Here is a 25483-nt window from a genome sequence, read left to right as displayed (position 1 = left end):
AGCCGGTCGCATCGCCCGGCTACGCTGAGACGCATGTCAGCGACAGGAGGTCTCGTGCTGGCACCCGAGCTCGTGGTCCACCTGTTCGCCCCCGCCGGTGACAGCCGCGCGGCCGAGCGCGGCTACGACCAGCTGCGCCGGGTCTGGTACGCCAGCCGGAAGGCTCTGGGCGTACACGCGGCGGCGCTCGGCCTTCGCGTCCCGGCTGACCTGCCCGACTCAGCGGCGGACCTGATGGGGCCTGGCCCGCTGACCGATCATGAGATCGTCGCGAGCCAGCAGGGGCCCGCCGACGTGGGTGTCTTCCAGACTGTGTTGCGCCGTCAGCACGGTCTGCTGTGCTTGTCCGCGATACTCGCTCCGTTCCCCGGAGCCGAGGTGGACTGGCCGGACCTCGACGCTCGGTGGGACGAAGCCAGGGGGGCGCCGCGCTCCGAGCTCGTCGACGAGGCCCGGATCTACCAGGGACTCGTCCCCAGTTTCGACGTCTTCGCGCACTATCCGCACTCGGCCACCGCCGGGCTGGCCCTACGGTGCGCCGCCGAGCTACCGACCTTTGACCGGGCCGCCGGGTGGGAGTCGCGTGGGGCCAGCACCATCTCCGGATTCGCCGTCTGGGAGCCCGCCGCGGGCGACGACTATCGGCCGCTGCGCAGGCTAATGATCATCGCGTCGGCGGCGCGGGAGGCCGCGCTCGGTGGGTGGGTCTGGTCGGTCGGCGGCACCGCGGCACCGCCCGTGCAGCTCTACCTGGCGCAGGCGGCGAAGCTGCGGCTGCAGGGCCGGATCTGGTCGGCGGGCGCCACCGCCGCCGACCAGTTGCGCCGTCGCCTCGACACGGGTGCCCGGCAGCTCGGCAGCGGCCTCGCCGAGGCGGGGCTGCTCGGCGCCGGGCCGACAGCATCGACAGCGCCTACCGACTCTACGGTAGCGCAGCGCCTGGCCCAGCTGCGCGCAGACGTGTTCCACGAGGCCTCCGCGCGCACGTCCGTCCTCGACCTCGAACGCAACGTCCGGATCGCCGCGGCGAACATGCGGGCGTTGACCGCCGCCACGGTGATCCCGACCGGGCTCGCCGACCCGTTCGAGCAGGACCAGCAATGTGCACAGCACCTGCTGGACCTGCTCGGCGACGGCGGCGCGCTCCTGAAGTCAGCCGGTGTACGGGCCCGAGCGGCGGTGCGTGTGGCCGAGCAGGCCGGCCTGACCACGTCCGGCGGGGCGCCCGCGGACGATCAGGCGCTCGCGGGCGACGACAGGTTGACGTTTCTCGACGAGCTTTCCGAGGCCTACGCCGACACGCTCGACGCCTACCGTCTTCTCGAAAAGCTGGGGGTCCCCCGCCGGCGCCTGCCCGTCGCCGGCGGGCTGAACCCGCGGAACTGGTGGGGCGAGGTCTTCAGAGAGCTTGAGAGCGGCCTCGTGGCTGCGCCGTTTCGCGGCCTGCTCGGCGCCGCATTGGTGGACTACCGCCACAACCGCCAGTTCCTGGACCTCGCGGAACGCTATGGCGTGCCGGTTTCCCGGGTCGAAGGGTCTGTGTCGGCAGAGGTCACCTCGTCACCCGGCGGACGCTTCGAGGACTACGCTCCTTGAGGACTATGCTCCGAACACGCCGGCCGTCGGACGTTCAGGCTACCGCGCGGCCAACGGGCGGGTAGGTCGGCACAGGTAACCACGGGGGTAATGCCTTGCTCACACATCATCCGGGCCGGCGCCGGTGAAGCGCGCGCTGCTGGTCGGCGTCGACCACTATGACAACTTCCGCCCGCTGGCCGGCTGCTGCAATGATGTGAAAGCGCTTGCGCCGCTGCTGCGGAGTAACGAGGACGAGAACCGCAACTTCTACTGCGCCACCAGGACGAGCGACCTCACCCGCATCACGCGGGACGCGTTGGTCAGCGACCTCGAACGTCTGCTTGCTCCGGCCGCGGACGTCGCATTGCTGTATTTCGCCGGCCACGGCCAGCCAATGCCGAACGATGTCGTGCTGTGCACCGCTGACGGGACGCCCACGTCCCCGGGTGTGTCGTTGTCCACGATCCTCGGTATGGTCATGAGTTCGGCGGTGCCCGAGGTCATCCTACTTTTGGATTGCTGTTTCTCAGGAGCGGCCGGCGGCGTCCCGCAGCTCGGATCCTCGGCCGCGACCATCCGTTCAGGGGTTTCCATCATCACGGCCGCCCGGGGGGACCAGCCCGCGGCAGAGGTGCGTGGCCGCGGCCTGTTCGCGACGTACCTGGAGGACGCGTTGAGGGGCGGCGCGGCCGACCTGCTCGGGAAGGTCACCGTCGCGAGCGTCTACGCCTATCTCTCCGACATGTTCGGGCCCTGGGACCAACGCCCCACCTTCAAAGCGAACATCGACCGGCTGCACGAACTCCGGCAGACTAGGCCCGACTTGACGGTGAAACAGCTGCGCGCCCTCATCGCGCTGTTCCCGACCGCAGACCATGCGCTGCCGCTCGACCCGTCTTACGAGCCCGACGCCGAGCCGCGCAGCCTCCTGCACGAACAGGATTTCGGGCTTCTGCAGGCGGCCCGCGCCGTGAAGCTGGTCGAACCGGTCGGCGAGCTACACATGTACTACGCCGCGATCAACTCGAAGTCCTGTAGGCTCACCAAGCTTGGCCAGCACTATTGGAAGCTGATCGACAAGGACCGGCTATGAGGTGGCACTGGCTATGAGCAGGGACCGGCCATGAGCACTGTCGGGTTCACGGGGCACCAGAATCTGCCACCGGCAGGGGTCGACTACATCTCCAGCCGGCTGACCGAGCATCTTCGTTCCGTGCCGACCCCGCTGGTCGGGCTGACCTCGCTGGCGGCTGGCGCCGACCAGCTCTTCGCCCGGCTCGTACTCGACCTGGGCGGTTCGCTGCGCGTCGTCATTCCGAGCGCGGAGTACGTGACGACCTTCCAGACCGACGCCGACATGGCCGGCTTCCACACGCTGCTGCGCAGCACCCCGGACTCCCGGGTGCTGGCCTTCGACACACCTTCCGAGGAAGCGTTCTTCGCCGCCGGCCGCGCGGTCGTCGAGGAATCCGATGAATTGCTCGCCGTCTGGGACGGTCTGCCGGCTCGCGGGTTCGGTGGCACCGCCGACGTCGTCAGGTACGCCGAGAAACAAGGGAGACCGGTCACCGTCGTCTGGCCGGCGGGCCTACGGCGCTGACTGGGCCCTCAGCGACAAGGACCAGTGATGACGGACGACGACCCGACAGCTGACCGAACGTTTCTGGCCGCCCGCGCGACCGTCGCCCGACTTCTTCACTCGGCGGCCGGATGGTCACTGCCCGGCAGCGTGTGGGTACAGGCCGACCCGGCTCGGCCGTCGGTAGCCAAGGTGCTGGACAGGCTGACCCAGTCACTGGCCGACCAGGACGGCCGCGCGTTGATCGCCGCGGCGGAGAGCCTGCGGTACTACGCCGGTGAAGGCGAACAGGTCATCCCGCGCGGGGTTCTTGTCGGAAGCATTGCGACGCCGACCGCTGATGCCGGCCGCTCCGGGCCACCTGCAGAAATCCGGCTGCGGATCGACGCTCTGGTCACAGAGCTGAACATCTCGATCGGCGAAGCCAGGGCGCCTGGAACGTCTGGTGGTCGCCCGGAAAAACAGTAACGAGTATCCTGGCGCGATACAGGGTGGGGGGACCTTTGTTACTGCGCATGCGATGGCGAAACGGGTGGGCTCTCGGATATGTGGTCGCTGGCGCAACGCTCGGCCTGACCTTGTTGCTGGGCACAGCGTCGGCGACGGCCGCATTCGCGGCGCCGGCGCCAGCCACGCCGGCGCCGTCCATCATCGACCAGCCGCGGGTGGACGGTGTGACGAGTTGGACGCTGACGGGGCGGGTGCCAGGGCAGCTCTGGATTCCGGGCGTTGATGCTGGATGTCGGTCCGTGGCGCGGGTCTGGCGGGCGCAGGACGCGACGGTAAGGCTGAGCGTGGTCACCTGCCCGACGGTCGTGGCCGCCAGGGTCTATGCCTGGGGCTATCTGCATCTGCTCGACCGGGCCCCCCTGAAAATCAAACGGCACGGTGACCGGGTGCTCGTTCTGTCCCCAACGCTCGACGATGGTCAGCCCACGGTCGACGGCGAGGTTCTCGAATCGGGCCGGACCCTGGTGCTGAGTTCCGTCGAGCTGGTGGACACCTCGGACCTCGACGGGACCGATGTCCTGGACGCGGTGACCGGGCAGCAGGCCGCACTCCTGTCCAGCCCACCCGACCGGGCCGGCCCACCGGACCCACACTCGCCACCCGGAACCCTCGACAGCTTCCTGACGCTGGCGATGTTCGGGCTGCTCCTGCGCCCGCACGCGATCCTCAACAAGGTCTGGCGCGGTCGCTACTCGCGCCGTCAGGGTGACCCACGCTGGGTCGATATCACGTCCCTCGCCCGCCGGGTGAGGTGGACGCACCGCGCGCGAACAGCCGCCGGCGCGCTCACCGTGGTGATGGTCTCGGGCGCGGCGCTTGCCCTGCGGGTGCAGGTCCTGTCGGTGGGCATCGCGGTGGCACTCGCGATCGTCGCGTGGGCGCCGCTGCCGGCTCGGTGGATGCCCGCGACGGCGCGGGCTACCGCGGCGACGCGCGGCGCATCCCGCGCGGCGGCCAGCCCGGATGCCCGCTACCGGGCGCTGACCGGCGTGGCCACCGCGCTTCTCGGCGCCGGGCTGATCATCCTGTTGGCCAGGAGCCTGCTGTCCTCCGCTGGATTCAACGACGCACCGATGCTGCGGGGCGGCTGGTTCGACCCGGCCTACCTGGACACCACCTCGGGGAACAGCCGGCTGTACGCGGTGGTGCTCTGGCTAGCACCGATAGGGCGGGCGGCGAGCGCGGGGCCGTGGGCCGCGACTCTGTGCATCGTTGCGGCGGTCGTGATTCGCCGGCTGGCGGCCAGAACGGCCCACTCGGCACCGGCCACGGCGGCCGAGCAGGCGTCAGGCGGGTCACTCAGACTGCCGGTCCGCGCCCTCTGGCCGCGAGAGGACGTCCGGCTCGCGGCGCGGCTGGTGGGCGTCCCGCTGATCGATCGTGTCGCCTGGCCGCGGCGCCGGCCGTTCCGCCCGGTGGCGGCGCGGTGGCTGGGACGGCTGGGACCGTTCGCGCCCTTCGAGCGGCCGACGGACCCGGCGGCGGCGGTGGTCGCCCTGGTGGGCGAGTCCGAGCACCTCGCCCGGGTGGACCAACTCGCACCACAGCTCGCCGTCGCGGCGGCGAGCGCGCCCCTCTGCGTCATCCTGCCGCCGCTACCCGAGCGCGTTCTGACCCCGCGTTGGCGGCTGTTCCTGACCGCGGCCGCGGGACAGCCCCGCCTGGCTGGCCTGCTCCACTTTGAACAGCGGGAGGAAGGAGAGGTGCAGGTCATCTACTCGGGGACACTGGTCGCGGTGCAGGCCACTGACGGCTCCTGGCGGGTGTGGGGAGCCCGCCGTCGCACCGAGTGGACCTATGCTGTGGCGCTGAGCCTTGCCACCGACTTCATCATTGCCGACCGCACCCACAACCGTTCAGTGATCGCGAACCTGGCGGTGGCCCAGGCCCCGACGGTTGCGGCCGGGCCGGCCGGGGTCAATGGGGCGACGGCGACGGCGCCGGCGCCGGCGGAGAGGCAGACGCGGCACTCCCCCGCCGCCCAGTCGGCCGTCGAGGTGACGGCCACGGCTACGGCCGCGGCGTGGAACCACGGCGTGCCGCGCGCCACGGAGATGACCTCGAGCGTGACCGACGTGTTCGGCGACCTCGCCAGCAGGATCCATGGGCGCCCGGTGAACACCCGCGACGTCCTTCTCGCGCTGCCAGCCGTCGATCACCTGGCACGGTGGCAACGCCTGTGGACCCACACCGCCGATCCGGACTACCTGGCGGGTCTCCATGTCGCCGACGGGGATCCGGCCGCCGCCGCCCCTTATGCCGGCACCTCGCTCACGGGGACCTGCGTGCGCGCGCTGCGGCTCGCCAGCCTGCTGGCGGCTCACTACGACCTGGGGCCGGTGCCGCCAGCGGTCCTGGCCCTCGCGGTCGTGGTCGACCCGGATGGCGCGGCCGCGCGGGCGTTGGCCGCCACCGGCCTAAGCGAACGCGAGGTCGTCGACCTGGTGCGGGACACCGTGCTCGGCATCGACCTCGACAACCTCGACGACCGCCTACCGGAGCTGGCGCGGGCGGCCGGCATCGGGTTGAGGCACACGCCGTAGGGCTCCGCGGGCGAGACTCTTCAGTAGGGCTCGGGCCACCTCGGCGCACCCGCCAGCATGCCCTCCGACCCGATCCGATCCGGAGACGGCCCGATGGCCCGGGCACGGTCGATCGCATGGGACAGCGCGACGGCATAGGTCCACTCGTTGCGCTTCTCCGCTCCCCAGGTCAGCCATCCTTCCGCCGGGTCCAGCACCATGACGATGGCCCCGGAATGGCCGCCGTCCAGGTAGGTGTCCAACGCACCGAAGCGCGGGTACGTACGGGCCGCCGCCACGAACAGGTTCCAGCGAGCGACTAGATCCCCGCGGGGATGCGGACCGAGGACGAGCATGACGGGCCCGGTCGCGCGTTCGCGGTCAAGGTAGGAGAGCTCCCAGCGCAGACCGGGCTGGACGGCGTCGGGCGTCGCCGCGACGACCACAGCGCTCGCCAGGCCGGCATACTCCGCGACACCATCCTTCCAGGCGGAGCCGTCGGGAAGGATCATCCGCACCGCTCCGATCGTCGGCACTCGGCTTCCGGGCGGCCGGGCCGTCACGACCGGCGCGAGGCGGTTGAGATGGCGGGCCAGCACCTCCTCGAACGGCTGGCGGGTGAAGGGGTTCAGGCGTTCCACCAGGCTGGTCCGCCCGATCGCGCTGGTAGACATCCGCAGCCGGTCGTCGCCGAAGTTCCGGAGGTACAGGACGTACGGAGGCGGTAGGTGGTGTCGCGCGGCGAGCGCGAGGCTGCGTCCTGCCCGGCGCAGCCGCGTCGCCGCCATCACCAGCACGATGGCGACGGCCAGCATGACTCCCAGGGCGTACTCACGCGGAAGAACCAACGGCAGCAGTGACCACCACACCGGGCTGGACGTATCGGTTGGGACATAGCGAAGGTCGAGCGTGCCGCCGACGAACAGCGGCGACTGCGAGATGCCCGACACGAGCGCCGTGAAGGGCATCAGAACCGTCAGTGCCGCTGCCGCCAGCAGGACCAGGCTTACGGCACCCAGTGGGGCGCTAATCCAGGCGCCCCACGACGAGAAGATCCGCAGGCCGCGAACCCGGGAGGGCCGCCAGCCACGGACTCTGCCCACCGGCCTGATCCACCCGAGAACGCCGCAGATGACCACCGTCACGACGGAGCCGACGCTGACTTCCCCGGACACCAGGATTATGGCGAACAGCAGGAAGCCCACCCGCGCCGCCGCGCGCAGCCGGACCCACCGCCGCAGCCAGCCGGCGGCTTTGGTGACGTCGGTCCAGCGAGGATCACCGCTGCGAACGCCGTACCGCTCGCCGCGCAGCGGCTTGGTGAGCATCGCCCACGGGCCGATCACGGCCAGATAGCCGAGGATCAGCGCGCCCAACGTCTCGGTGAAGCGTCGCGACTCGATCACCCGCAACCGCAGGTCGACGTGCGCGTTCCAGCCCGCGCCCGCCGCCAGCTCGGCCTGAGCCGCCGCGGTGCGCTCCGCTATGCCCGCTCTGTCGAGCGGAGCGCCCGCCGGTGCCCAGACCGCCGCGATGATGAATACATGGCCCCTGGCCAGCGCGTTCAGCACGACCGGGTCAGGGTCGGACTGACCCGGCGCGGAGGTGAGCAGCACCGAGTGGTCGGCGAGCTCGGTTGCCGTGTAGTGACTGTGGTCCACCAACTGAATCGCCGCCGTCCAGAGCGCGACGGCCGCGTCCTGGCTCGACCGGCAGTCGTACACCGTCAACGTCACGCGTGTCCCGCCGTCGGCATCCCAGCGGCGCGCCTGGCTCGGGCACTGCGCCGCAGTCCCCGAGAGAATCGTCTGCCCAGGCTCCTGGCCGAGGAACAGCCAGCCCCTCGCGCCGGTGGCCGGCACCGGAGGTACGGCGATGAATCGGGTTGCTGAGCCAATGGTGGCTGGCGGGACGCTGGCCGCGTACGCAGTGCCCGGCGCGAAGAACCAGGCCAGGCAACATCCCGCGGCCAGGAGCGCGCCGGCCAGGGCAGCGCCCGTCGCCGCCCGTCCGCTGGTACGGCCCGATCGTCGGTCGGATATCCGGCCCGCACGCGAGCAGCGACGCCTCATCTGGCCGGCCCCTGAATCCCCGGTAGCTGATCCCAAGCCGTGCGTAGCGCCGAGCGGTAGGCCCACTCGTCTCGACGGGCAGCGGAGAACGCCTGCCAGCCGCCCGCAGTGCAGATCAACGCGAGTGCGTTCCCAGGATACGGCGGAAGGGTTCGAGTCAGGGGCCAGACCCGGGGGTCGACCTGCCGAAGCTGATGCCAGCGCGACGCCAACTCCGCAGTTGGCACCGCCGGCACGACCCGGACGGTGCGTTCCCAGTACCGGCGGTCGATGATCTGCTGGAGTTCTCACAGGAGGCCCGCGGTCAGCGCGAACGGCGGCACGGCGATCACGACGAGGGCCCCCTGCTTCATCCATTCGTCGATCCTGGATTGCCAGTCGACGTCGGACATCGTCGCCCGGGCCGCGCCGAGGGGCGGAAGCGTCATGCCGGGCGGGTTGATCGCCACGACGGGCCCGACAGCCGACAGCGAACGCGCCGTGATCTCCTCGAACGAATCAAACCGGTTCGGGCTGAAACGCGCGATCAGTGACCGCCAACCGAGCGTCGCCGGCGTCCGCCACGACCGCACCTCGCCGGCCCGGGTGCCGCGCTCGAACGTGCCGGGGTCGATTCCGAGCGGTCCCAGGCGCTCCGTCGTCAGCTGCCCGCTGAACGCATGGTCCGGGACGAACCCCGCCGGCGCCTCGGTATCCGTGAGAAACAGCGGTCCGAGAGAGACAGCCAGCGGTGGAGTATCGGCCGAGGCAGCCAGGCCCGAGGCCACGATGAGCAGAAGTACGACACCCAGGCCGATCCAGGATCCCAGTGATTCCCCGCGCCGAAACCGGCTGCGCCAAGCTGCCATCTTTCCCCCCGATCGGCCGCGTGCCGCGATCCTTGCGCGAAACGCGGACTCAGTCCGACGGAGTTGACAACCTGTTTTCTTCGGCCAGTGGCTCCGTTGCGGTGAAGCCAGAGATCGCGGGCCGTCTGGCCCTCTTAGCTTGTCGTTTAACTTGTCTGCCTCCGAGGTCGTGCAGTGGTTGCCTCGTCCTTGGTCTTGCCGACCGGTCGGTGGATCGCGCGTCGTTGGTTGGGGTGGCCAGCGGGGCGGCCGGGGCCGGGGTGGCTGGGTTTCGGTGCGCTGGCTGGTCGGGCGGTCTTCGGGTGGATGTTGCGGAACCTCTGCGGACCCGGGCTGGCGCTGTTGCATTGAGCTGGCCCGGGGCAGGGCCGGGGCAGCCTGGTTGCCTGGTCAGAGAGCCAAGGCGAGTTCGGTGAACGCTGCGGCGAGTCGGTGATGGGGTTCGGCGTGGAGGCGAGTTCGTACCGGCCCCGGCGGAGATTCTGGACGAAGGCGTTCCCGGAGCCGATGACCTGCGCGGAGCGGAGACGTTTCATCCCGCGCATCGGCCGCAGCCGTGCCTTCAATCTGCCGTGATCGGCTTCGACCTTGTTGTTCGCGTACCGGGCATCCACGTGATGGGCGGCGGGGAGCTGCTCGTCGAGGACCCGATTGCAACGGTCCAGTTGCTTCCCGGTACCATATCCCACGCCTGAAGCAGGACTTGATAGCCCGCATCTTCTAACTCCCAGGCAATCCACTCGGCCCACCTCCGGTCCACCTGGGTATACGAAACGAAGAAATCCCATTGGCCGCCGTCCACGCCGATACCGCGTCTCCGCTCGCCCCATCGCTCACTCCACGCCAGGATCAAACCCATCGTCCGCATGGCGGCTCCAAGCTAGAAGGCACGACGACCAGCGACAGCACGAACAAGACGGAAGGAGGCCCGAGCCTTGACCCGTATCGGCGTCACCGGTCACATGGACCTCACCCCCATTAGCGTGCGACTGATCCGCGAGGCTCTAACAGACGCCCTCACCCCCACATGGCGCACGGTGTGACGGGCGTCAGCTGCATCGCGGTCGCCGCCGACAGCATCTTCGCCGAGGCCGTCCTCGAACTCGGCGGCGATTTCGCGATCATCGTTCCCGCTGCTGACTACCGTCAACGCCAGGTCACCGATGATCACGCGGACCTGTTCGACAGTCTCGTCGATCGCGCCACCTGTGTGCGAGTTATGCCGCACGATGAGTCCAACCGTGCGGCGTATGCATCAGCGAACGAGACGCTCGTCAACTCCATCGATCTTCTGTTCGCGGTCTGGGACGGCCGCGCTCCCGTCGACCGAGGAGGCACCGCCGCGGTCGTCGAGTACGCCCGATCCACAGGAACCCATGTCGAGATCATCTGGCCTCAAGGTGCACAACGACGAAGCGGCCCGCCGTCGGGACCACGGCAGGTCGACGCGGCAACCCCTCTGCCGGGCTTCCCCGCGCCCCCCAGTCCGATGCGCATCTCCCATCCGGCTAGCCCGAAGCGGGAGCTCCTCACGGGCCGACCGGTCATTGACCACCCAAGACGGCGGAACCCCGAAAGGTAGAGCAGAGACTGTAGACTCTGCCCTATGTCGTCGACATCGGCTGTGGCCAAGTTCTGGCGGTCCTACTTCGGCGGCGGCAAACGCGCCGACTTCGATAGCGTCCGCAATTCGCTGTGGACTGCGGGAGTGGACTCCAGTAGCTTTGGCGGCGACGACGTCAAGTACCGAGAGACAATTCTCGCGCAGTACAATGTCTGCCTTGAAATGGCCGACCGCATTAGCGCTCGACGCGGCCTTGCGAACACCTTCTACCTGACACTGAACACGGCGATATTCGCGCTCATTGGAGGAGCCTGGAAGAACCTCCCCAAGGCTCCGCTCGATCTCCTGATAGCGCCCTTGGTTGTGCTAGTGATCCAATGTATGACCTGGTTTTGGTTGGTGCGCTCCTACCGTCAGCTCAATGCAGCGAAGTACCTAGTGGTCGGGGCCTTGGAGGAGCGACTGCCTGCGTCGCCCTACTGGAAGGCGGAATGGGTCGCGCTCGGCGAAGGTGATGATAAGGAAGTATACTGGCCGCTGACCCACATCGAGCAGTGGGTACCGCCGCTGTTCGCTCTGGCCTACGTCGGAGGCTTCATCGCGATCGTGCTGAGCTGATACATCGATACGCTGATGACTCGCGAAGGCCGCACGGACGGGTACCAGGACCTCGGCAACGCCAGGTCACTCCTACGACTGCCGAACGATCACCGATCCCGAACCGGCCTGCTTTTCCGACCTGGCTTCCCTCTTGGCGCGCACGGCGCATCCGGCCAGCTTGATCAATCTCGGATTGGCGGGCGTTTTGTCCGTTCAGGGGCTTGGTTAGCGGCCAGGCCAGCCTCTGCGCGGCCGTTCTGAGCCGGTTCTGGGGGCACGGGTGCGGCCGGTTCGGGTCGCGGCCCGTGCGGGGTCAGACGATGAGGGCGAGCGCGGTGCGCAGATCGTCCGGGAGCGGGTCCTCGGCGGTGAAACGTTGCTCACCGGCGCGGATCTGGATAGTGCGGTAGCGCCGGGTGGTGCGCACGAAGCGGCGGACCGACCAGCCGGGGCGGTCCTCGATGAACCGGGTGACGGCGAGCGCGGCGAACACGATCGTCAGGTGCGGCGTCGATCGAGGCGCCTTCGTGGTCGTAGACCGGCCTCGCGGTAGGTCGCTATTGGACATCCGGAACGCCTTCTCGATGTTGTAGAGCCGGTGGTAGGCGGCGAGGACGAACTCGGGCGTCATTACCAGCGCCAGAGAGAACAGACTTCATGGACTGCACGTGCTGCCTCAAACCCACCCTCGGGGCTCGACATCGCCATGAGACCTGGGGCCTCTCCAGCCACGAAAGCAAGCAGCCTGGCGCGTTCGCTGCGGGCAGCTGAGCGGAGATGATGCGTTACGGCGTCGCGGAGAGCCTGTCGCTGAGAGTCCGTGATCGCGGACGTGGACACGCCGAGCCGAGCCGCCACGAGCAGGCCGGCGAATACGTCGTCGAGCGACGGGCCTCCGCAGGTCTGTTGCCAGAAGATTGCCGTCAGCCGTTCGTTGTTCTGAGCCATGCGTGCGATCAGTGACAACAGAGAAAGCCGCTCGTGCGCCGGGAGCCGTTCCAAGCGGCGTGCAGCCTCAAGGATCCAATCCTCGCGGTCGTCACCGGAGTAGCCGATCAGCATCAGCAGGAGGGTCGCGGAGGACCGGGGGTCAGCAAACGACAGTGCAGTCTCGCGAGCCAGCTTCGGCAGCCTCGGATCACTCGGTTCACCGAGAGCATCTTGAGCGTTGAAGAGACCCCAGAACCGGCCAAACGCAGAGGGCAGATCGATGAGTTCTGCCACCAGACGGTCACGGTTGGGTCCAGAGGCGACCGGCAGGAGAGCTGCGATGCCATCTCCGCGCTCGACCGGAGGCAACGAGCAGACTAGCTCGACGGCGTGAATCATGCCAGTCGCTGAGAGTCTCGGCCCAGCGTGGTCCAGCAGTTGGACCCGCGCTCCACGACGCTCCCGGATGACGTCCAGGTCCTGGTCACTCATGCTTTTCTCGACGATTCGGGCCACCAGGTTGTGACGGAACTCGTCGAAGCCGGGGTGAGAGCGCGTCACCTTGCCGAAGTCGCGCACGGTCATCGCGGCAATGGCGGCGGCCAGTTCCTCGTCATCCCGGATCGAAGGGCCGGGTTGAACGGCGGCAACCGAAACCAGTGCGTCAACCGCCGCCTGGTCGAGCAGGGGAAGAAGCTCGCCCAGTGCCTGGACACGCTTCATTGGATCCAGGTCCTGCTCGATCAGTTGCCGCATGGTGGCCGATACGATTGCCGCCCGCTGTTCGGGCTCAACCACCTCGCGCATGGACTCGATCGCGCGAACCCGCGGCCGGAGCGGTGCTTGGGCAAGAGTCTGGACGAGGATGTTCTCGAGTTGTCCGGCAAAGACCGGCGACAGAAGACTCCGGAGGACGAACGGCCGCTGGTCTACCTGCGCGGACCACTCGTGGGCAGCGGACGCCTCGGCCATGGCGTCCGCACCGAGGAGCCGCTCGTACTCGCGCGCCTCATCTGCCGTCAGTCGTTCGTACTCGGCGCGGGTCAGGCGTTCTCGTCGCTCGTGGGCGTGACGCTCGACGAAGTTCTGGACGGCGTCGCTCCGCCGAGCGATCTCGTCTTCCATCGCAGGGAGCAGGTCCGTGAGCAGGTCCAGTCGGCCTGGATCGGCGCCTACGAACTCGATCGCCGCGAGCGCACCGGATGACAGCAGTGGCTCGATCCGGCCCCTGGGCAGGTGAGGCAGCAACCGGGCTGGGAGCCAGGCCCTAGGTCCGTCATTAGTGAATGCCAGCGCCTGCGCGACGGCTCGGTCCAAGCGATCCTGATCCAGACGATCTACGGTCGCCGCGATCACCTCGGCCAGTTGCACCTCGCGCTCGATCTTGAAGATCGCCAGCTCCGACATCACGACGGTCTGCTCAAGCACGTAGGCGCCGGACACAGAATCCGGCAGGCTCATGTAGTCAGGATGGACATGCAGGGCGTGATCGAAGATCAGGCGCGCGAGACGCTCGTCGGCCACGGCTGCGAGCGCACGCGTGATCTCTTCACGCGCGAACCAGGGCAGTCGCTTGCACTCCTCGAAGGCGGCCGTGGCCTGGTCGCCCGTCAGGCGAGGAGCCAGCGCGAGGATCGCCGCTCCCCGCGGGTATTCGTGGATCCAGTTCCAACCCCAGGCCTGCGAGTCGCCAATCGCGTTGCGCTCCGGAAGCTCCAGCGCGGCCACGAACACCCGCTCGATCCACTCGTCGGGAAATCGATCGGCCAGCATGGCGATCAGCCAGCCGCGCGGACTGATCTTGTTGTTGTCGCCGGCTGTTGGGAGGGCTAGGGCCTCGGCGACGATTTTGGGCGGCAGCCGGCCCGCCGTGGCGCGGGCGAGGGCAAGGAGAGCATCGAGGCGGTGGGGAACGGTCATGGACCGTAGCGGGCCCAGGAGCTGGGCGGCTGGGAGCAGGTCTCCGGGCGGCGGCCGTTTGTCCGGCTGCTCGCCCACCGGGCGGGAAATCAGCCGTGCGGCAAGCCCGAAGTCCTGCCCGCTACGGATGTCAGTGATCGTTTGTGCGTACCACTCGTCGACCGTGAGCAGTCGCAAATCGCCGGCGTTGATTCCCGTAGTGAGGGCCTCGATGGCCCAGAGCTGGCTTACCGCATCCACATCCGGAGCGAGAGACCGCAATGCTCGATCCACCTGCTGCCGCGTTAGACGTGGAGCGAGCAACTCGAGCCCAGCGCGCCGCATGTCCGAGTCGTACCAGGCCAGGACATCCGTGAACACACTGCTTACCTGATCATCGATCAGATGCGGAAGGAGCAGAGGCAACGCGGCCAGCCGGGGAGCCGTGCGTATGTCGATCGCGGTGCCGTAAACCAGATCCAGGGTGGTGCGCTGTGGATCCAACGACAGGGCCAGGAAGTGCGCCAGCACGGCGTTCCAATCGACGTCCACGAGGTCGTCCGCCCTGACTCCTAGCCATGCCGCCGCGACGCTTCCCTCTTGGACGTGCCGGTCGAGCGCCGCGATCAGGAGAGCTGCCCGGATCCTCCGCTGAGCCTGTGTGATCTGAGCGTCTTGAACTTCGTCCTCGCGGAGCTCGTTGATCAGAGACATCATGAAGAGCTGCTCGGCCAAGTCGCTTGGCTTCATCGTCTCCCGGACCAGTTTCAGCAGATCCGCGTCCGACAGCGGTTCCCGGGACACCATCGTCGCGAGGAAGGTCGGCATGCCTAATCGCCGGATCTCTCGCATCACTAGCGAGTAATCCGCAGCGCCTCCCTCGGATGGCTCGTAATCGGGTGCCTCGTCAGGTCCGTTGAGCTTCGGAAGAAGCAGGTTGAGGTAGCGCCACTGAAGTATCTCGATCGAGTCGCCTGGCAGGTCATCGGTGCCGAGCAATTCATTCACCTCACCCGGGCGCACAGCGGCCTGGACACTTCTCAACAAGTCACGGCGCGCGCGCGACTCCTCATCAGGCGAACCATCCTCGCTGGGCTTCAGCGACTCGGCTGGTCCTGGGAGCGCGTAGGCCTCCATCAGTCGGCCGAGCAGGTTGGGGTCAGTGACGAACCCCAGGGATTTGCCGACGGCCTGCAAGAAATCTTGGGGAGCTGGATGGAGCGGGAGGAAAGCGGCTAGGCGAACGAGCAGCTCAGCTACGTCTCGGCTGGCTCGTGACAAGTCGAAGCGGACCTTAATTGCATCTTGGTACTGCTGATCCCGCAAAGACGGCGGTGAGGGGAGTCGCCCCGGCTCCTGCTCTGCCCGATCATCCGGCTCTTCAGCGGACCGGGCCGATGGCGCGAGTTCGAGAATCAGTCGGTCCGCCACTTTACGGATCAGGACTGGCCGCCGTGCTTCGGGTACGGCTTCGAGAGCATCGACTATGGCTGCGGGAGTCACCGTGCCAACCCTCTGCGCGACTGAGGTGATGATCGCGTCCGCTGCGATCCGATCGACCACGGCCAGTCGCTCGGCAGGCTCTAGCAGTTCCAATCCACGCACTAGTTCCTCGGCCGGGAGTTCGCCGGCTGGTAGCTGGATCAAGTCGAGGATCCTTGCGCGAACCGAATCCGACTGCTCGGATCCGACGTCCTCGAGCAGAGTAAGGAGCATGGCGGCGCGGAGGGTGGATGACGGCTGCCTGCTGATCGCGGAGAGCGTGCGTTTGACGCTCCAGGCGTCGGTGGACCGTGCGGCCAGGACAAGCGCCGGAGGCAGATCTTCGTCCGAGGACAACGTGGACCGGATCACGGCCAGCCGGATCAAATAGGGAGTCGGATCCGCGATCGATGACTGATCGACTGCGTCCCAGATTGTCTCCAGATCCGCCTGATATCCGTCCCAGTCATCGGTGACCGGATCACGTCGGCGGAGCATCCAACGGTCATCGGCAATGAGCTCGATCAACCGGTCGACTCGGCCCGCGTCGTAGAGGTAGCGACAGAGATGTCGAGTCAGGTCGGCGAGTTCCTGATCGACCTCGGTCATGAACGCGCTCGGTCCCAGAGCACATCCGCGATCACACCGCTAACTTCGGGGAGCGAGAGACCAGCGCTCGTCACGGTGTCCTTACGTCGCAGGAAGTCACGAAAACTGTTGTGATAAACGCTCCATCGTGGTGCGCCGGAGGTTTCCTCGCGGTGCAGGAATTGCCGCCACTCCAGCAGCACCTCCTGCACCGCGATCGCGTCGGCGCCGGGTTCGACGTCGTGCAGCAACTTAGCCAGCACACCCGCAGTGGCGGGCTGCTCAAGCTGACACAATAGGTAGATCACCCACACTTTGAGGTGCCCTTCAGAGCCCGTCGTATCCATGGCTCGCCAGTGCACCTCGTAGTACTGTTCGAGCCCGCGCGGCAACCTCTCCAGGGTCAGTTGCGATTCGGAGAGCAGTTCCGGCAGAACATATCTCAGGTACATAAAGTTGCCCTCGCTGCCCTCGGCGAGGCGTCGGACGAAATCAACTACTGGCACACCCCGTTCAGATAACCAGCGGCTCAGCGGATCTCGGGACGCTGCCTGCTCGAGAAACTGGCGGATATCAACCATGGTGTCGCTCTGCACATGCCCGAGATCGAAGATCCGGCTGGGGGAATCAGTGTCGAGAACGGTGGCGGCACGACGACTACTGAGAACGAAGTAGACACCCGCCGGGACGTGACTCGGAAGCAGGAGCGCGTTCGCTCCGGGTGGATCACCGAGGCTGTTCACCTCATCCAGCGCATCCACAACCAGAAGCACTGGCTCACCGGCAGGCGCTTCGGCACGAGCATCAATTAGCAGGCGAGAGAGCGTTTCCCCGTGACGGTCCCGGTCGACGGCTGCGGCTAGCGGAGCCACGCCGTACCGGGCCGCCAGATTGGCCCCGAGCTGGCGGATGAAATGGCTGCTCGTATTTAGAGCTTGCCCGCGCGCGTTGAAGTGGGCGACCGCACCCGTCCGCCGGACGTATTCAGCCAGGATGGTGGTCTTACCTGCGCCCGGATCCCCTTCGATCGTGAAGTAGCCGCGATCCTCGCTGGCTACGAAATCACCGATGGCATCGAAGACGTACTCACGGCCTACGAAATACTCCGTCTTGTCCGCAATGAGCTCGGCCACCACGGCAGGCACAAGGTCGATTACGCCGACGGCGCGAGCCACCTCGGTAAGCTGATCTGCGAACAGTTCATGATGGGGCACTCTTTGAAAACGATCGATGAAATCGGCCCCGGGGAAGTCGGCCAGCTGACCCATGGCCAGTGGAAGAACCCGAAAGGTGCGGTCCTCGCGGTAGCGCTGACGAGCGAGGTCAATCTCAGCCAGTACCCACGGCGCAATAATCGAGCTGCCCGAGAGCAGCACAAGGAAATGCGTCCGCTCCTCAAGCACTTGACGGATCAGCGATTCCTGCCACTCGACGCCTGCGGCAAGACTGTCCCGATCCATCCAGACGTCCACACCCGAAGCGCGCAGCCCGGCGGCCAGACGTTGAGCGGTGGTCGCATCGCGGGTGTCGCGGTTGCTGTAGGAGAGAAACACACGGGGTGCGGTCACGCGATCACACCTCCACAGGTCGGGACCCGGACCAGCACAAAATATCGTCACGAGCCAGCGATCGTCTCGACATCAGCTTGCTGGGACCATGAACCAAACCCCCTCCTGCTCACGCCCGAGGCGGAGGTCGTCCTCGCACCCGAGCAGCCGATCAGGCCGCCAGCCTCGCGCCTGGCCTTCCACCGCAACAACGCCCTGGCGGTCGATTACCTGAGGCCGCATACGTCGCGCACCGAGCGGACCCGCCCCGGTGAGGCCTTCGTGAACGACCTCACCAACAGCCGCCGCAGAGGCTCCGCGTCCTCGCCCGTGGGTCACCCTGACCGCCATAGGCGTGTGGGGTGCCAGAAGTCGGCCTGGGCTCGCAACCTGGACTGATGCGATGGCACGGCGTGGGCATGGTGGTCAACTATGGCCGTGCGTGTTCTACCTGATCTTCGTCCGGGTGTGTGGCTGGCTGGTGCTACTCGGTCGTTCATCGGTGTCCAAGGACATCGAGCTGCTCGTCCTTCGGCACGAGGTCACAGTGCGGCGCGCCCAGCCCAAGCCGCAGTGAGACTGGGCGGACCGGGCGATACTGGCCGCGCTGATTCGGCTCCTACCGAGAAGGCTTCGACTGCACCGGCTGATCAACCCGGTACCGTCCTGCGGTGGCACCGCTGTCTGGTCACCCGGAAGTGGCCTACCCGTGCCGAACCCCGGGCGACCGCCGGTCGACCCGGAGATCGCTGCGCTGATCGAACGGCTCGCGAGCGAGAACAGAACGTGGAGATACAAGAGCATCCAGGGCGAGCTGCTCAAGCTTGGCCACCGCGTCGGTGCCTCGACCATCCGTCGGCTACTGAAGACCCTCGGGCTGCCTCCCGCGCCGACGCGGCAGACCGACATGACCTGGCGGCAGTTCCTCCGGGCCCAGGCCACGACGATGCTGGCCGTGGATTTCTTCCACGTCGACTTCGCCGTCACGCTGCGGCGTCTGTACTGCTTGTTCGTCATGGAGGTCGGCACGCGCTACGTTCACCTCGTCGGCGCCACCGCGCACCCGGACGGGCCGTGGACCACCCAGCAGATCCGCAACGACCTCAAGGACCTCGGGGACAGAGCGGCCGGCGGTTCCTGGTCCGCGACCGTGCCGGGCAGTTCACCGCCTCGTTCGATGCGGTCCTCGTGGACGCGGGCATCACCGCTGTCAAGATCCCGCCTCGGGCTCCGCGGGCAAATGCCTACGCGGATCGGTTCGTCCGCACCATCCCGGCCGAGCTCACCGACCGCATACTGATCTTCAGCGAACGGCACCTGCGGACCGTCTTGACCGACTATGCGGTGCACTACAACGGACGACGACCCACCGCAGCCGCGATCTCCGGCCACCCCAGCCCGACCACCCCGTCGCAGACCTCACCACCAGACGGATCAAGCGCCGACCCGTCCTCGGTGGGCTGATCAACGAATACGAACCAGTCGCGAGTCGATGAGCGCGGCGATGCGGCTCACCCACATCACCCGGTTCGGCGTCCCGGCGGTCATCGTCGCCGCAGCGGTCTTCCTCGCCTCGTCGGAGTCCGCCTTCATGACCGGCAGCGACCTCTACGCGGACGGCGGCAGCAGCGTCAAGAAGGCGCTACCGGGAAACCAAGGCCGAAGCCCGTCGGGGTCCGTACCCTCACCCGCGGGTGAGAGAACGCACGACCACGCAGCCGTCGGGCCCCCCACCGGATTGAAACCAGCTTTACGCGGGATTCGAGGCGGTCCTCGGGGAGCCATCGGCCGATGGGGCCGGATCGGCAAAGATCGGCCGCAGCGTCTCCCTGATCCGCAGGATCTGGGGCTTGCGGCCGTCCTCGCCATCATCTGTATCGACGAGGTCGAATCGCAGGACCTGTGGCGTCCCGTCGTCGGTGAAGTAGATCACGCCCTGCAGAGCCGCGTGCCAGCCGTCCGGCGCCGCGGCGGCGAGGGGCACTACCGGAAGGCGCGCCAAGCAGGACCCGGCCCGGTCGAACTCGGAGATCTCGGCCGCCCGCTCGTCGAAAGCCTGCTGGATCGACTGGCGGAGGCGCACGTATTCCGCGGCCGCTTCGTCCCCCGAACGAAGGACGATGAGCAGGCGGCTCGGCGGGAGGAGCCGCGCGGCTTCGGTCACCTGCCAGCGCGCCTCGACGCCCAGGCCGCACGCTGGCACGATGACGAAACGAAAATGAGGCAGCGCTGTGCTCAAGGTGCTCCGCCAGTCATCGCCCAGCAGCGGCAGGCGGGCGGCTCGGCTCGGCGAGAGGTCGCTGTTCATGGCAGTTCCCCGAAGTAGGAATTTCCCACCGGCAGCGGCTATCAGGTCCCTCAGGAGGCCGCTCTCCCAAGGCGTGGTCGGATCCGTTGCCGCCGGTCGCGGGTGCAGGTAGAGCGCGTTGGGCTCCCTCGTTATGTCCTGTGGGATCCGGGGGGTGAGAGTGATGGCACCCAGGCGCCGGCAGTCGCGACCGCACGACAGCAGAAAGCGCCCCGAGGCGAGCAGCAGGAGCAGCGGGAAAAGAAGGCTGAAGTCAATGCCGGGGACGTTCGAGAACATGATGATCGCGCCGACGAACGCCCCGATCGCGATAATCAGGCTGAAGATGGCTCGCACCAGGAAACTCCCGCTGCGCAGCTTCGCGTCACGTTCGGTCTGGACGTACCGCACGACCTGGTAGCACAGGACATTTCTCCCGAGACCAATCGGCTCCGCCTGCGGGGGCAGTAGCAGGGTCTTTCTCGTCGTCATGGGCCAGAGCGGACTGCGGGTCGGAGGCAGGACAGGCCGGCCATTCTCGTCGCTGTAGGACCGCACCTTCTGGAGGCCGATCCCGAAGCGGCCCGGCCACCGAAGCGTGCTCTCGAGCACGATGTATCTTGCGCCGCCGGAACCGGGCGTCTCGGCGGAGACGCTATCCGGCTCTTCGTCTGGCATCCGTACCTTAGGAAACGAGCTGGTTCCGTCGTGGATGAGCCTCGTCAGGCGAGCCAACGCCGGTAGCGCGACCAGCGCGAGTGCGGCGAGGACTGTCAGCCTCTCGGCGATGCTTCGACCATCCCATAGTTTGAGCAAAAAAACGACGGCGAGCGCCATGAAAGTGGTGACCAGTACTTTGCTCTGCCAGTGCCAGCGGGCTTCTATGCCGGAGAAGACGGTTCCTGGGAGGTCTTTCTCGAACTCTTCGATGAACGATTTGACCTGCCTCGCGGCCGTGCGACGCCACCGCGCGTGCGGAGTCAGGCCCCGCTCGGCCGACGTGTCGAAGTGCACGAACTCGGGTGCCCAGCCGTCGGCGAAGCGAATGACACCGCGCATCGGGAAGACCCCCGTTCTCATCCTGGCCGGGCGCCGGGGAGCCGGCCATGCCGGCAGCGCGGGCGGCGGCGGGAGCTCCTCCCCTGTCTCGCTCAGCTCTTCCGCCCGGGTCCGGTAGTACCTGGCGGCGTCCGCCCGGAAGCGCTCGTAACCGGCCCGCTCGCCGACCGCGACCAGCAGCACGCGGGACGGCGACAGCAGGCGGATCGACTCGGTGTACTCCCACAGAGTTCCGTCCGCGCCCATGGAATCGGGCGCGATGGAGGCCACGATGACCACCAGCCGGGCTCCGCTGATGAGCTCGCTGACGTCGTCGTGCCATGGTTCGCCTGGCCGCAGGTAGAAACGGCGCGCACCTGGCAGTGGCAGAGACTCGCCCGGCCGGCCGACCGCGAATACCTGGCCGAAGCGTTGCAGGAGCCCGATGAGACGGCTTTCCCAGGTGCTGGTGAGCTCGCCGGGGTGACGGTAGCCGAAATAATCGGCGAGAGTCGTCAGAAAATTTCGGCCGCCGACGTCGTCTGCGGCGGCCAGGGATCCGTCGACGGTAAACGGCCGCAGGTAGAGCACATAACTTTCATCACCTTCTGGTCGCCGTGAGCCCTGACCGCCGCGGAGCTCTGACGTGACGAGTCTGTCGACGCGTCGGTCCGCGCGGGCCATCACGACGAGATTTATGGGAATGACTATGAGGTAGAACGCCTCGGTCCAGGAGATCGCGCGCTGGAAGATGACCCGGAGACACACGAAGGCGAACAAGCTCATAAGAATTCCCGACATGCTGCCATGCCAGAGCGTGGCGAGCCACAGGGACCTGCTCGTGGGTATTCGCTCCCAGCGCCGACCCGCCTTTGGTTTGGAATCGTCCCCCATTTGGGCATGGGAACACATTTCGCGCTAGTTGTCAACCCGTCAGGTTTGCTGAAGTACACCTCTGTTTTGCGGAACGCGCGGACTGGTGCGAACCGGCCGGAAAGCGTCCTGAACAGGCTATTGGGACTGTTGCAGCCGGCCATCGCCTGGGTCCGCGCTGCAAGCCCGCATGATCGTGTGGTGGCTCGAGGTGTCGTGCGTCTACCGATCCCGGCGTCAAAGTTGGCCGGCTTCCGATTCCCGCCGGAGGTCATCGTTCTGGCGGTTCGCTGGTATCCGAGTTTCGCGCTGTCGTACCGCGACGTCCAGGAGCTGCTGGTCGAACGCGGCTCGACGTCGACCATGTCACGATCTTCCGGCGGGCGCAGTGGTTCACGCCGCTGCTGGTAGACGCGGCCCGATCCTGCCGTCACCGCCCGGGCATTAGGTGGTTCATCGACGAGACCTACATCAAGATCGCCGGCCGGTGGCGCTACCTGTACCGTGCCGTCGACCAGCACGGACAGGTCATCGACGTGCTCGCCAGCGACCAGCTCGCCGCCCGCCGCTTCTCCGACCGGGCTCTCGCCCACGGTCGCCGGCCGGTCCAGGTCACCACCGACAAGGCGCGCGTCTACCCGCGGGTTCTCGATGAGCTCCTGCCCGAGGCCTGCCACGTTGACGCACGCTGGGAGAACAACCGCATCGAGTCCGACCACAGCAGACTCAAAGCCCGGCCACGACCCATGCACGGGCTGAAACGACTGCGCTCCGCCCAGACGATCAGCACCGGACATGCGCTCGTCCAGACCATTCGCCGCGGCATCGAGCTCGCCCACGCCATCTGATCACCAGGCCAGCAGTAGTTCGGCATGCCCCGGCTCCTCACAATGCAACCGTGAGTATCTGGTTGCGCGCACCGGGTGGTGGTCTGACCCGCAATGCAACTGGCGTGATGCCCTCGCACTGATCTGTCGACTGCCGCTCGATGCACGCGTGCTACCGCCGGACCGGCGGGCGTGTCCCGATAGGGGCCTTGCCGCACAAGGCACCGTCACAGTTCTGACCGCCCTGCCCGGCCCGGCGGTGGCCGTCCGCCACCGAGCCGATCAGGAGACGAACGACCGATGCCCAGCGTGCGCCAACCCGCGTCCCCCGGCCAAACCGACACCCCGCCGAAGACGTCATCCTAGGCGTCGACACCCATAAGGACACCCACGTCGCAGCCGTGATCAGCACGGTCGGTGCGCTGCTGGGCACCGCGTCCTTCCCTGCCACGGCCGTGGGCTACCAACAACTGGTGACCTGGACACGCCAACACGGCCGCCTTGCCCGGGCCGGAGTCGAGGGCACCGGCTCCTACGGCGCGGCACTGACACGCCACCTGCACGGCGACGGCATCCATGTGCTTGAGGTCAACCGGCCAGACCGCGCCACCCGCCGCCGCCGCGGGAAAACCGACACCGTCGACGCCGAGTCCGCCGCCCACGCCGTGCTGACCGGCCAGGCAAGGGCAACCGCGAAGACCGGCGACGGCGCGGTGGAGATGGCACGGATACTCAAGATCGCGAAGACATCCGCCGTCAAAGCCCGCACCCAGGCCATCAACCAGCTCAAAGCAGTGCTCGTCTGCGCCGAGCCGACGCTGCGGGAGTCGCTTCCGGACTCGGCCCGACGACACTCATCCGGCGCTGCACTGCCCTCGACGTCGTGGAACCCACCGACGTCACCAGCACCGTCGTCTACACACTGCGCCGCCTGGCCACACGGATCGAGGCACTCACCGCCGAGATCCGCGACCTCAACCAGCGCCTCGCCGCCGTCATCACCCAGCGAGCCCCGGACCTTCTCACCCGCCCCGGCATCGGCCCCGACAGCGCCGCCGCGCTGCTCATCGCCGCCGGGGACAACCACGACCGCCTCACCAACGACGCATCCTTCGCCGCCCTGTGCGCCGCCAGCCCCGTCGAGGCATCCTCCGGCAAAACCCGCCGACACCGCCTCAACCGCGGCGGCGACCGGCAAGCCAACGCCGCGCTGCACCGCATCGTCATCACCCGGATCCGATGCGACGCCCGCACTCGCGACTACATCGACCGCCGCACCAGCGAAGGCAAAACCCGCCGCGAAGCCATCCGCTGCCTCAAACGCCACGTTGCCCGCGAGACCTACAACTCGCTCCAACACCCCACCCGGCAGCCAGCCACACCAACAGCCACCGCAGCTTGACAAACATAGGGGCGTCAGCGCCCTCGCCGCCACGGGCTACAGCGCCCCCACCGACGAGAGCACGACGACCGCCAGGCCCAGCGCGCCGGCGAACGCGGCCCCGCCACGCTGGACCGCGGCCGGCAAAGAAGCGCCGTCGGCCCGGGCGAGGATGCCAGCGAGCAGGGCGACAACGAGGGAGATCGCCGCGCACAGAGCGACGACGAGGACGCGACCGAGAACCGTGGACATGGCGATGCGCTCCATACCCGCGCCGCATGCCCGGTCGACACGGCGCTGGATTGGAGAAGCGAAGACCGACGTCAGCGAGGAGAGGAACCGCAGGCCGGGGAATGGTCACCCGAGCGAATGAGGGGGGCGCCAAGGGACCGGGGACTCGGCGACGACCCAAGCTTGCCGCCGGTACGCGCAGGCCAGCACTCGGCCCGCTAACGGTGAGCGGTGGCTGCTATCGCCTAAAAGCGTCGGGCTCTAGACATAAGTCGCGACGTGAGTCGCGCATCCGCCGATCGGAGTTCCAGTGTTTCCAGCACGGTACCTGCGCGACCCCGTCCAGGGGCCCATTATCGCTCGACCTGTTCAGCGACGGCGAGCGTCGTCACCGAGTGTGAGATCCGGGGCCGACAGGCGTCGGCATACTCCCTGGTGGTCTGACGCGCGAGAACCCCGCTCACGACCTTCCGTTGGTCAGACGTCCAGTGATCTACTGCCCCCGCGCGGCCTCGATTCAGGAGCCGACCGGCACGGGAACCCAGATGCTGCAGACCCCAGCAGCAACGACTCGACGACGGGTACCCGCTCCCGTCCGTCGCCACCCACAGTGACGAATTCCGCCAGTCCTGACCGAACCGTTTTTCCGTACGAACCCACTCTTCCCACACTGACCTGCACCGACGTGCCGTTCTTCTCATACAGCCCGATTGATCGAGCCTATTGGCCCAGGTCAGAGGCTTGTTGCACTGCGTAGTGCGCCCGGCAGGGATCGAACCTGCGACCCAGTGCTTAGAAGGCACTCGCTCTATCCGCTGAGCTACGGGCGCTCATGTTCCATTGTGCGGCCTCGCGATCGCCACACCGTGGGACGAGACGGCCCGCGTCCGCGCCAGCCCGGAATGTCGGGCCGCCCGGGGCGGTCCACGGTGGCTGGCGGGAGTCAGAGAGCGCTCAGAACAGGTGCTTCCGGCGTCCTCCTGCGGGCCGCGCCCATGATGCCCGTACAGAGGCCCCGGCGCCACAGGCTAAAGGTCCCGACGCGTTACCCCGCTTGACCCGAACTCGATCACCCTGGCGGTGCCTTCGCCTGTCCGGGACCGGGCGCGTATCGAAGCGCCCGGTCC

The 25483-nt window shown here is 67.5% G+C and carries 14 protein-coding genes, 1 tRNA gene and 6 pseudogenes; 11 read left to right on the top strand and 10 right to left on the bottom strand.

The annotated features are described in order from the left end of the window. Nucleotides 1-33 precede the first annotated feature (33 nt). The 5 genes from I6A60_RS26730 (at nt 34) to I6A60_RS26710 (ending at nt 6210) form a co-directional block, all read left to right on the top strand. Entirely contained in the window at nt 34-1596 is a 1563-nt protein-coding gene (locus I6A60_RS26730; protein WP_203015958.1) for a CATRA conflict system CASPASE/TPR repeat-associated protein, read from the top strand. 124 nt (nt 1597-1720) lie between these two features. Next, complete coding sequence (locus I6A60_RS26725; protein ID WP_203015959.1) at nt 1721-2671, top strand: caspase family protein; 951 nt, start codon at nt 1721-1723, stop codon at nt 2669-2671. A gap of 30 nt (nt 2672-2701) precedes the next feature. After that, entirely contained in the window at nt 2702-3178 is a 477-nt protein-coding gene (locus tag I6A60_RS26720) for a hypothetical protein (RefSeq protein ID WP_203015960.1), read from the top strand. A gap of 171 nt (nt 3179-3349) precedes the next feature. Next, on the top strand, nt 3350-3625 hold the full coding sequence (locus I6A60_RS26715) for a hypothetical protein (RefSeq protein WP_203055723.1): 276 nt from the start codon (nt 3350-3352) through the stop codon (nt 3623-3625). Between the two features lie 281 nt (nt 3626-3906). Then, complete coding sequence (locus I6A60_RS26710; protein WP_203015963.1) at nt 3907-6210, top strand: hypothetical protein; 2304 nt, start codon at nt 3907-3909, stop codon at nt 6208-6210. 20 nt (nt 6211-6230) lie between these two features. On the opposite strand, the gene I6A60_RS26705 is transcribed toward I6A60_RS26710, so the two are convergent. The 4 genes and pseudogenes from I6A60_RS26705 to I6A60_RS26690 form a co-directional block, all read right to left on the bottom strand. Further along, nucleotides 6231-7925, bottom strand: coding sequence for a hypothetical protein (locus tag I6A60_RS26705; RefSeq protein WP_203015965.1), 1695 nt, complete (start codon nt 7923-7925; stop codon nt 6231-6233). A gap of 623 nt (nt 7926-8548) precedes the next feature. Further along, nucleotides 8549-9028, bottom strand: a complete 480-nt coding sequence (locus tag I6A60_RS26700) for a hypothetical protein (RefSeq protein WP_203015967.1) — start codon at nt 9026-9028, stop codon at nt 8549-8551. Between the two features lie 471 nt (nt 9029-9499). Next, nucleotides 9500-9759: pseudogene (locus I6A60_RS26695) on the bottom strand (DDE-type integrase/transposase/recombinase); the annotation flags it as partial. Then, on the bottom strand, nt 9672-9968 hold the full coding sequence (locus I6A60_RS26690; protein WP_203015968.1) for a toll/interleukin-1 receptor domain-containing protein: 297 nt from the start codon (nt 9966-9968) through the stop codon (nt 9672-9674). The pseudogene I6A60_RS26695 and the gene I6A60_RS26690, both read right to left, overlap by 88 nt. 180 nt (nt 9969-10148) lie before the next feature. On the opposite strand from I6A60_RS26690, the gene I6A60_RS26685 reads away from it, so the two are divergent. Beyond that, the gene (locus tag I6A60_RS26685) at nt 10149-10691 is read left to right on the top strand and encodes a hypothetical protein (protein WP_238436306.1); all 543 of its coding nucleotides are present in this window, start codon (nt 10149-10151) and stop codon (nt 10689-10691) included. A gap of 24 nt (nt 10692-10715) precedes the next feature. After that, complete coding sequence (locus I6A60_RS26680; protein WP_203015971.1) at nt 10716-11291, top strand: hypothetical protein; 576 nt, start codon at nt 10716-10718, stop codon at nt 11289-11291. Nucleotides 11292-11586: 295 nt separating this feature from the next. Here I6A60_RS26680 and I6A60_RS26675 read toward each other — a convergent pair. From I6A60_RS26675 to I6A60_RS26665, 3 genes and pseudogenes are all read right to left on the bottom strand, one after another. Then, a pseudogene (locus I6A60_RS26675) lies at nt 11587-11892 on the bottom strand (IS1634 family transposase); the annotation flags it as partial. 11 nt (nt 11893-11903) lie between these two features. Next, nucleotides 11904-16193, bottom strand: a complete 4290-nt coding sequence (locus I6A60_RS26670) for a hypothetical protein (RefSeq protein WP_203015974.1) — start codon at nt 16191-16193, stop codon at nt 11904-11906. Beyond that, nucleotides 16190-17740 (bottom strand): toll/interleukin-1 receptor domain-containing protein, encoded by a 1551-nt coding sequence (locus tag I6A60_RS26665; protein WP_203015975.1) that lies wholly within the window; start codon nt 17738-17740, stop codon nt 16190-16192. Before I6A60_RS26665 ends, I6A60_RS26670 begins: the two co-directional genes overlap by 4 nt. Before the next feature lie 382 nt (nt 17741-18122). Here I6A60_RS26665 and I6A60_RS26660 point away from each other — a divergent pair. Then, nucleotides 18123-19215, top strand: a pseudogene (locus tag I6A60_RS26660) (integrase core domain-containing protein). After that, a pseudogene (locus tag I6A60_RS44185) lies at nt 19212-19286 on the top strand (hypothetical protein); the annotation flags it as partial. The pseudogenes I6A60_RS26660 and I6A60_RS44185, both read left to right, overlap by 4 nt. Before the next feature lie 183 nt (nt 19287-19469). Here I6A60_RS44185 and I6A60_RS42035 read toward each other — a convergent pair. Next, complete coding sequence (locus I6A60_RS42035; protein ID WP_238436305.1) at nt 19470-21845, bottom strand: hypothetical protein; 2376 nt, start codon at nt 21843-21845, stop codon at nt 19470-19472. Between the two features lie 300 nt (nt 21846-22145). Between I6A60_RS42035 and I6A60_RS26650 the strand changes: the two are divergent. Continuing rightward, nucleotides 22146-22741 (top strand): annotated as a pseudogene (locus tag I6A60_RS26650) (IS6 family transposase); the annotation flags it as partial. Between the two features lie 362 nt (nt 22742-23103). Next, nucleotides 23104-24146: pseudogene (locus tag I6A60_RS26645) on the top strand (IS110 family transposase). A gap of 36 nt (nt 24147-24182) precedes the next feature. On the opposite strand, the gene I6A60_RS26640 reads toward I6A60_RS26645, so the two are convergent. Together I6A60_RS26640 and I6A60_RS26635 are read right to left on the bottom strand one after the other, a co-directional pair. Further along, on the bottom strand, nt 24183-24377 hold the full coding sequence (locus I6A60_RS26640; RefSeq protein WP_203015980.1) for a hypothetical protein: 195 nt from the start codon (nt 24375-24377) through the stop codon (nt 24183-24185). 736 nt (nt 24378-25113) lie between these two features. Beyond that, nucleotides 25114-25186: transfer RNA gene (locus I6A60_RS26635), tRNA-Arg, on the bottom strand. Nucleotides 25187-25483 lie beyond the last annotated feature (297 nt).

The organism is Frankia sp. AgB1.9 (assembly GCF_016786355.1).
In the GTDB taxonomy this organism is placed as follows: Bacteria; Actinomycetota; Actinomycetes; order Frankiales; family Frankiaceae; genus Pseudofrankia.
The sequence above is the reverse complement of the archived record's forward strand: the minus strand, read 5'-3'. Positions and strand labels throughout refer to the sequence as shown.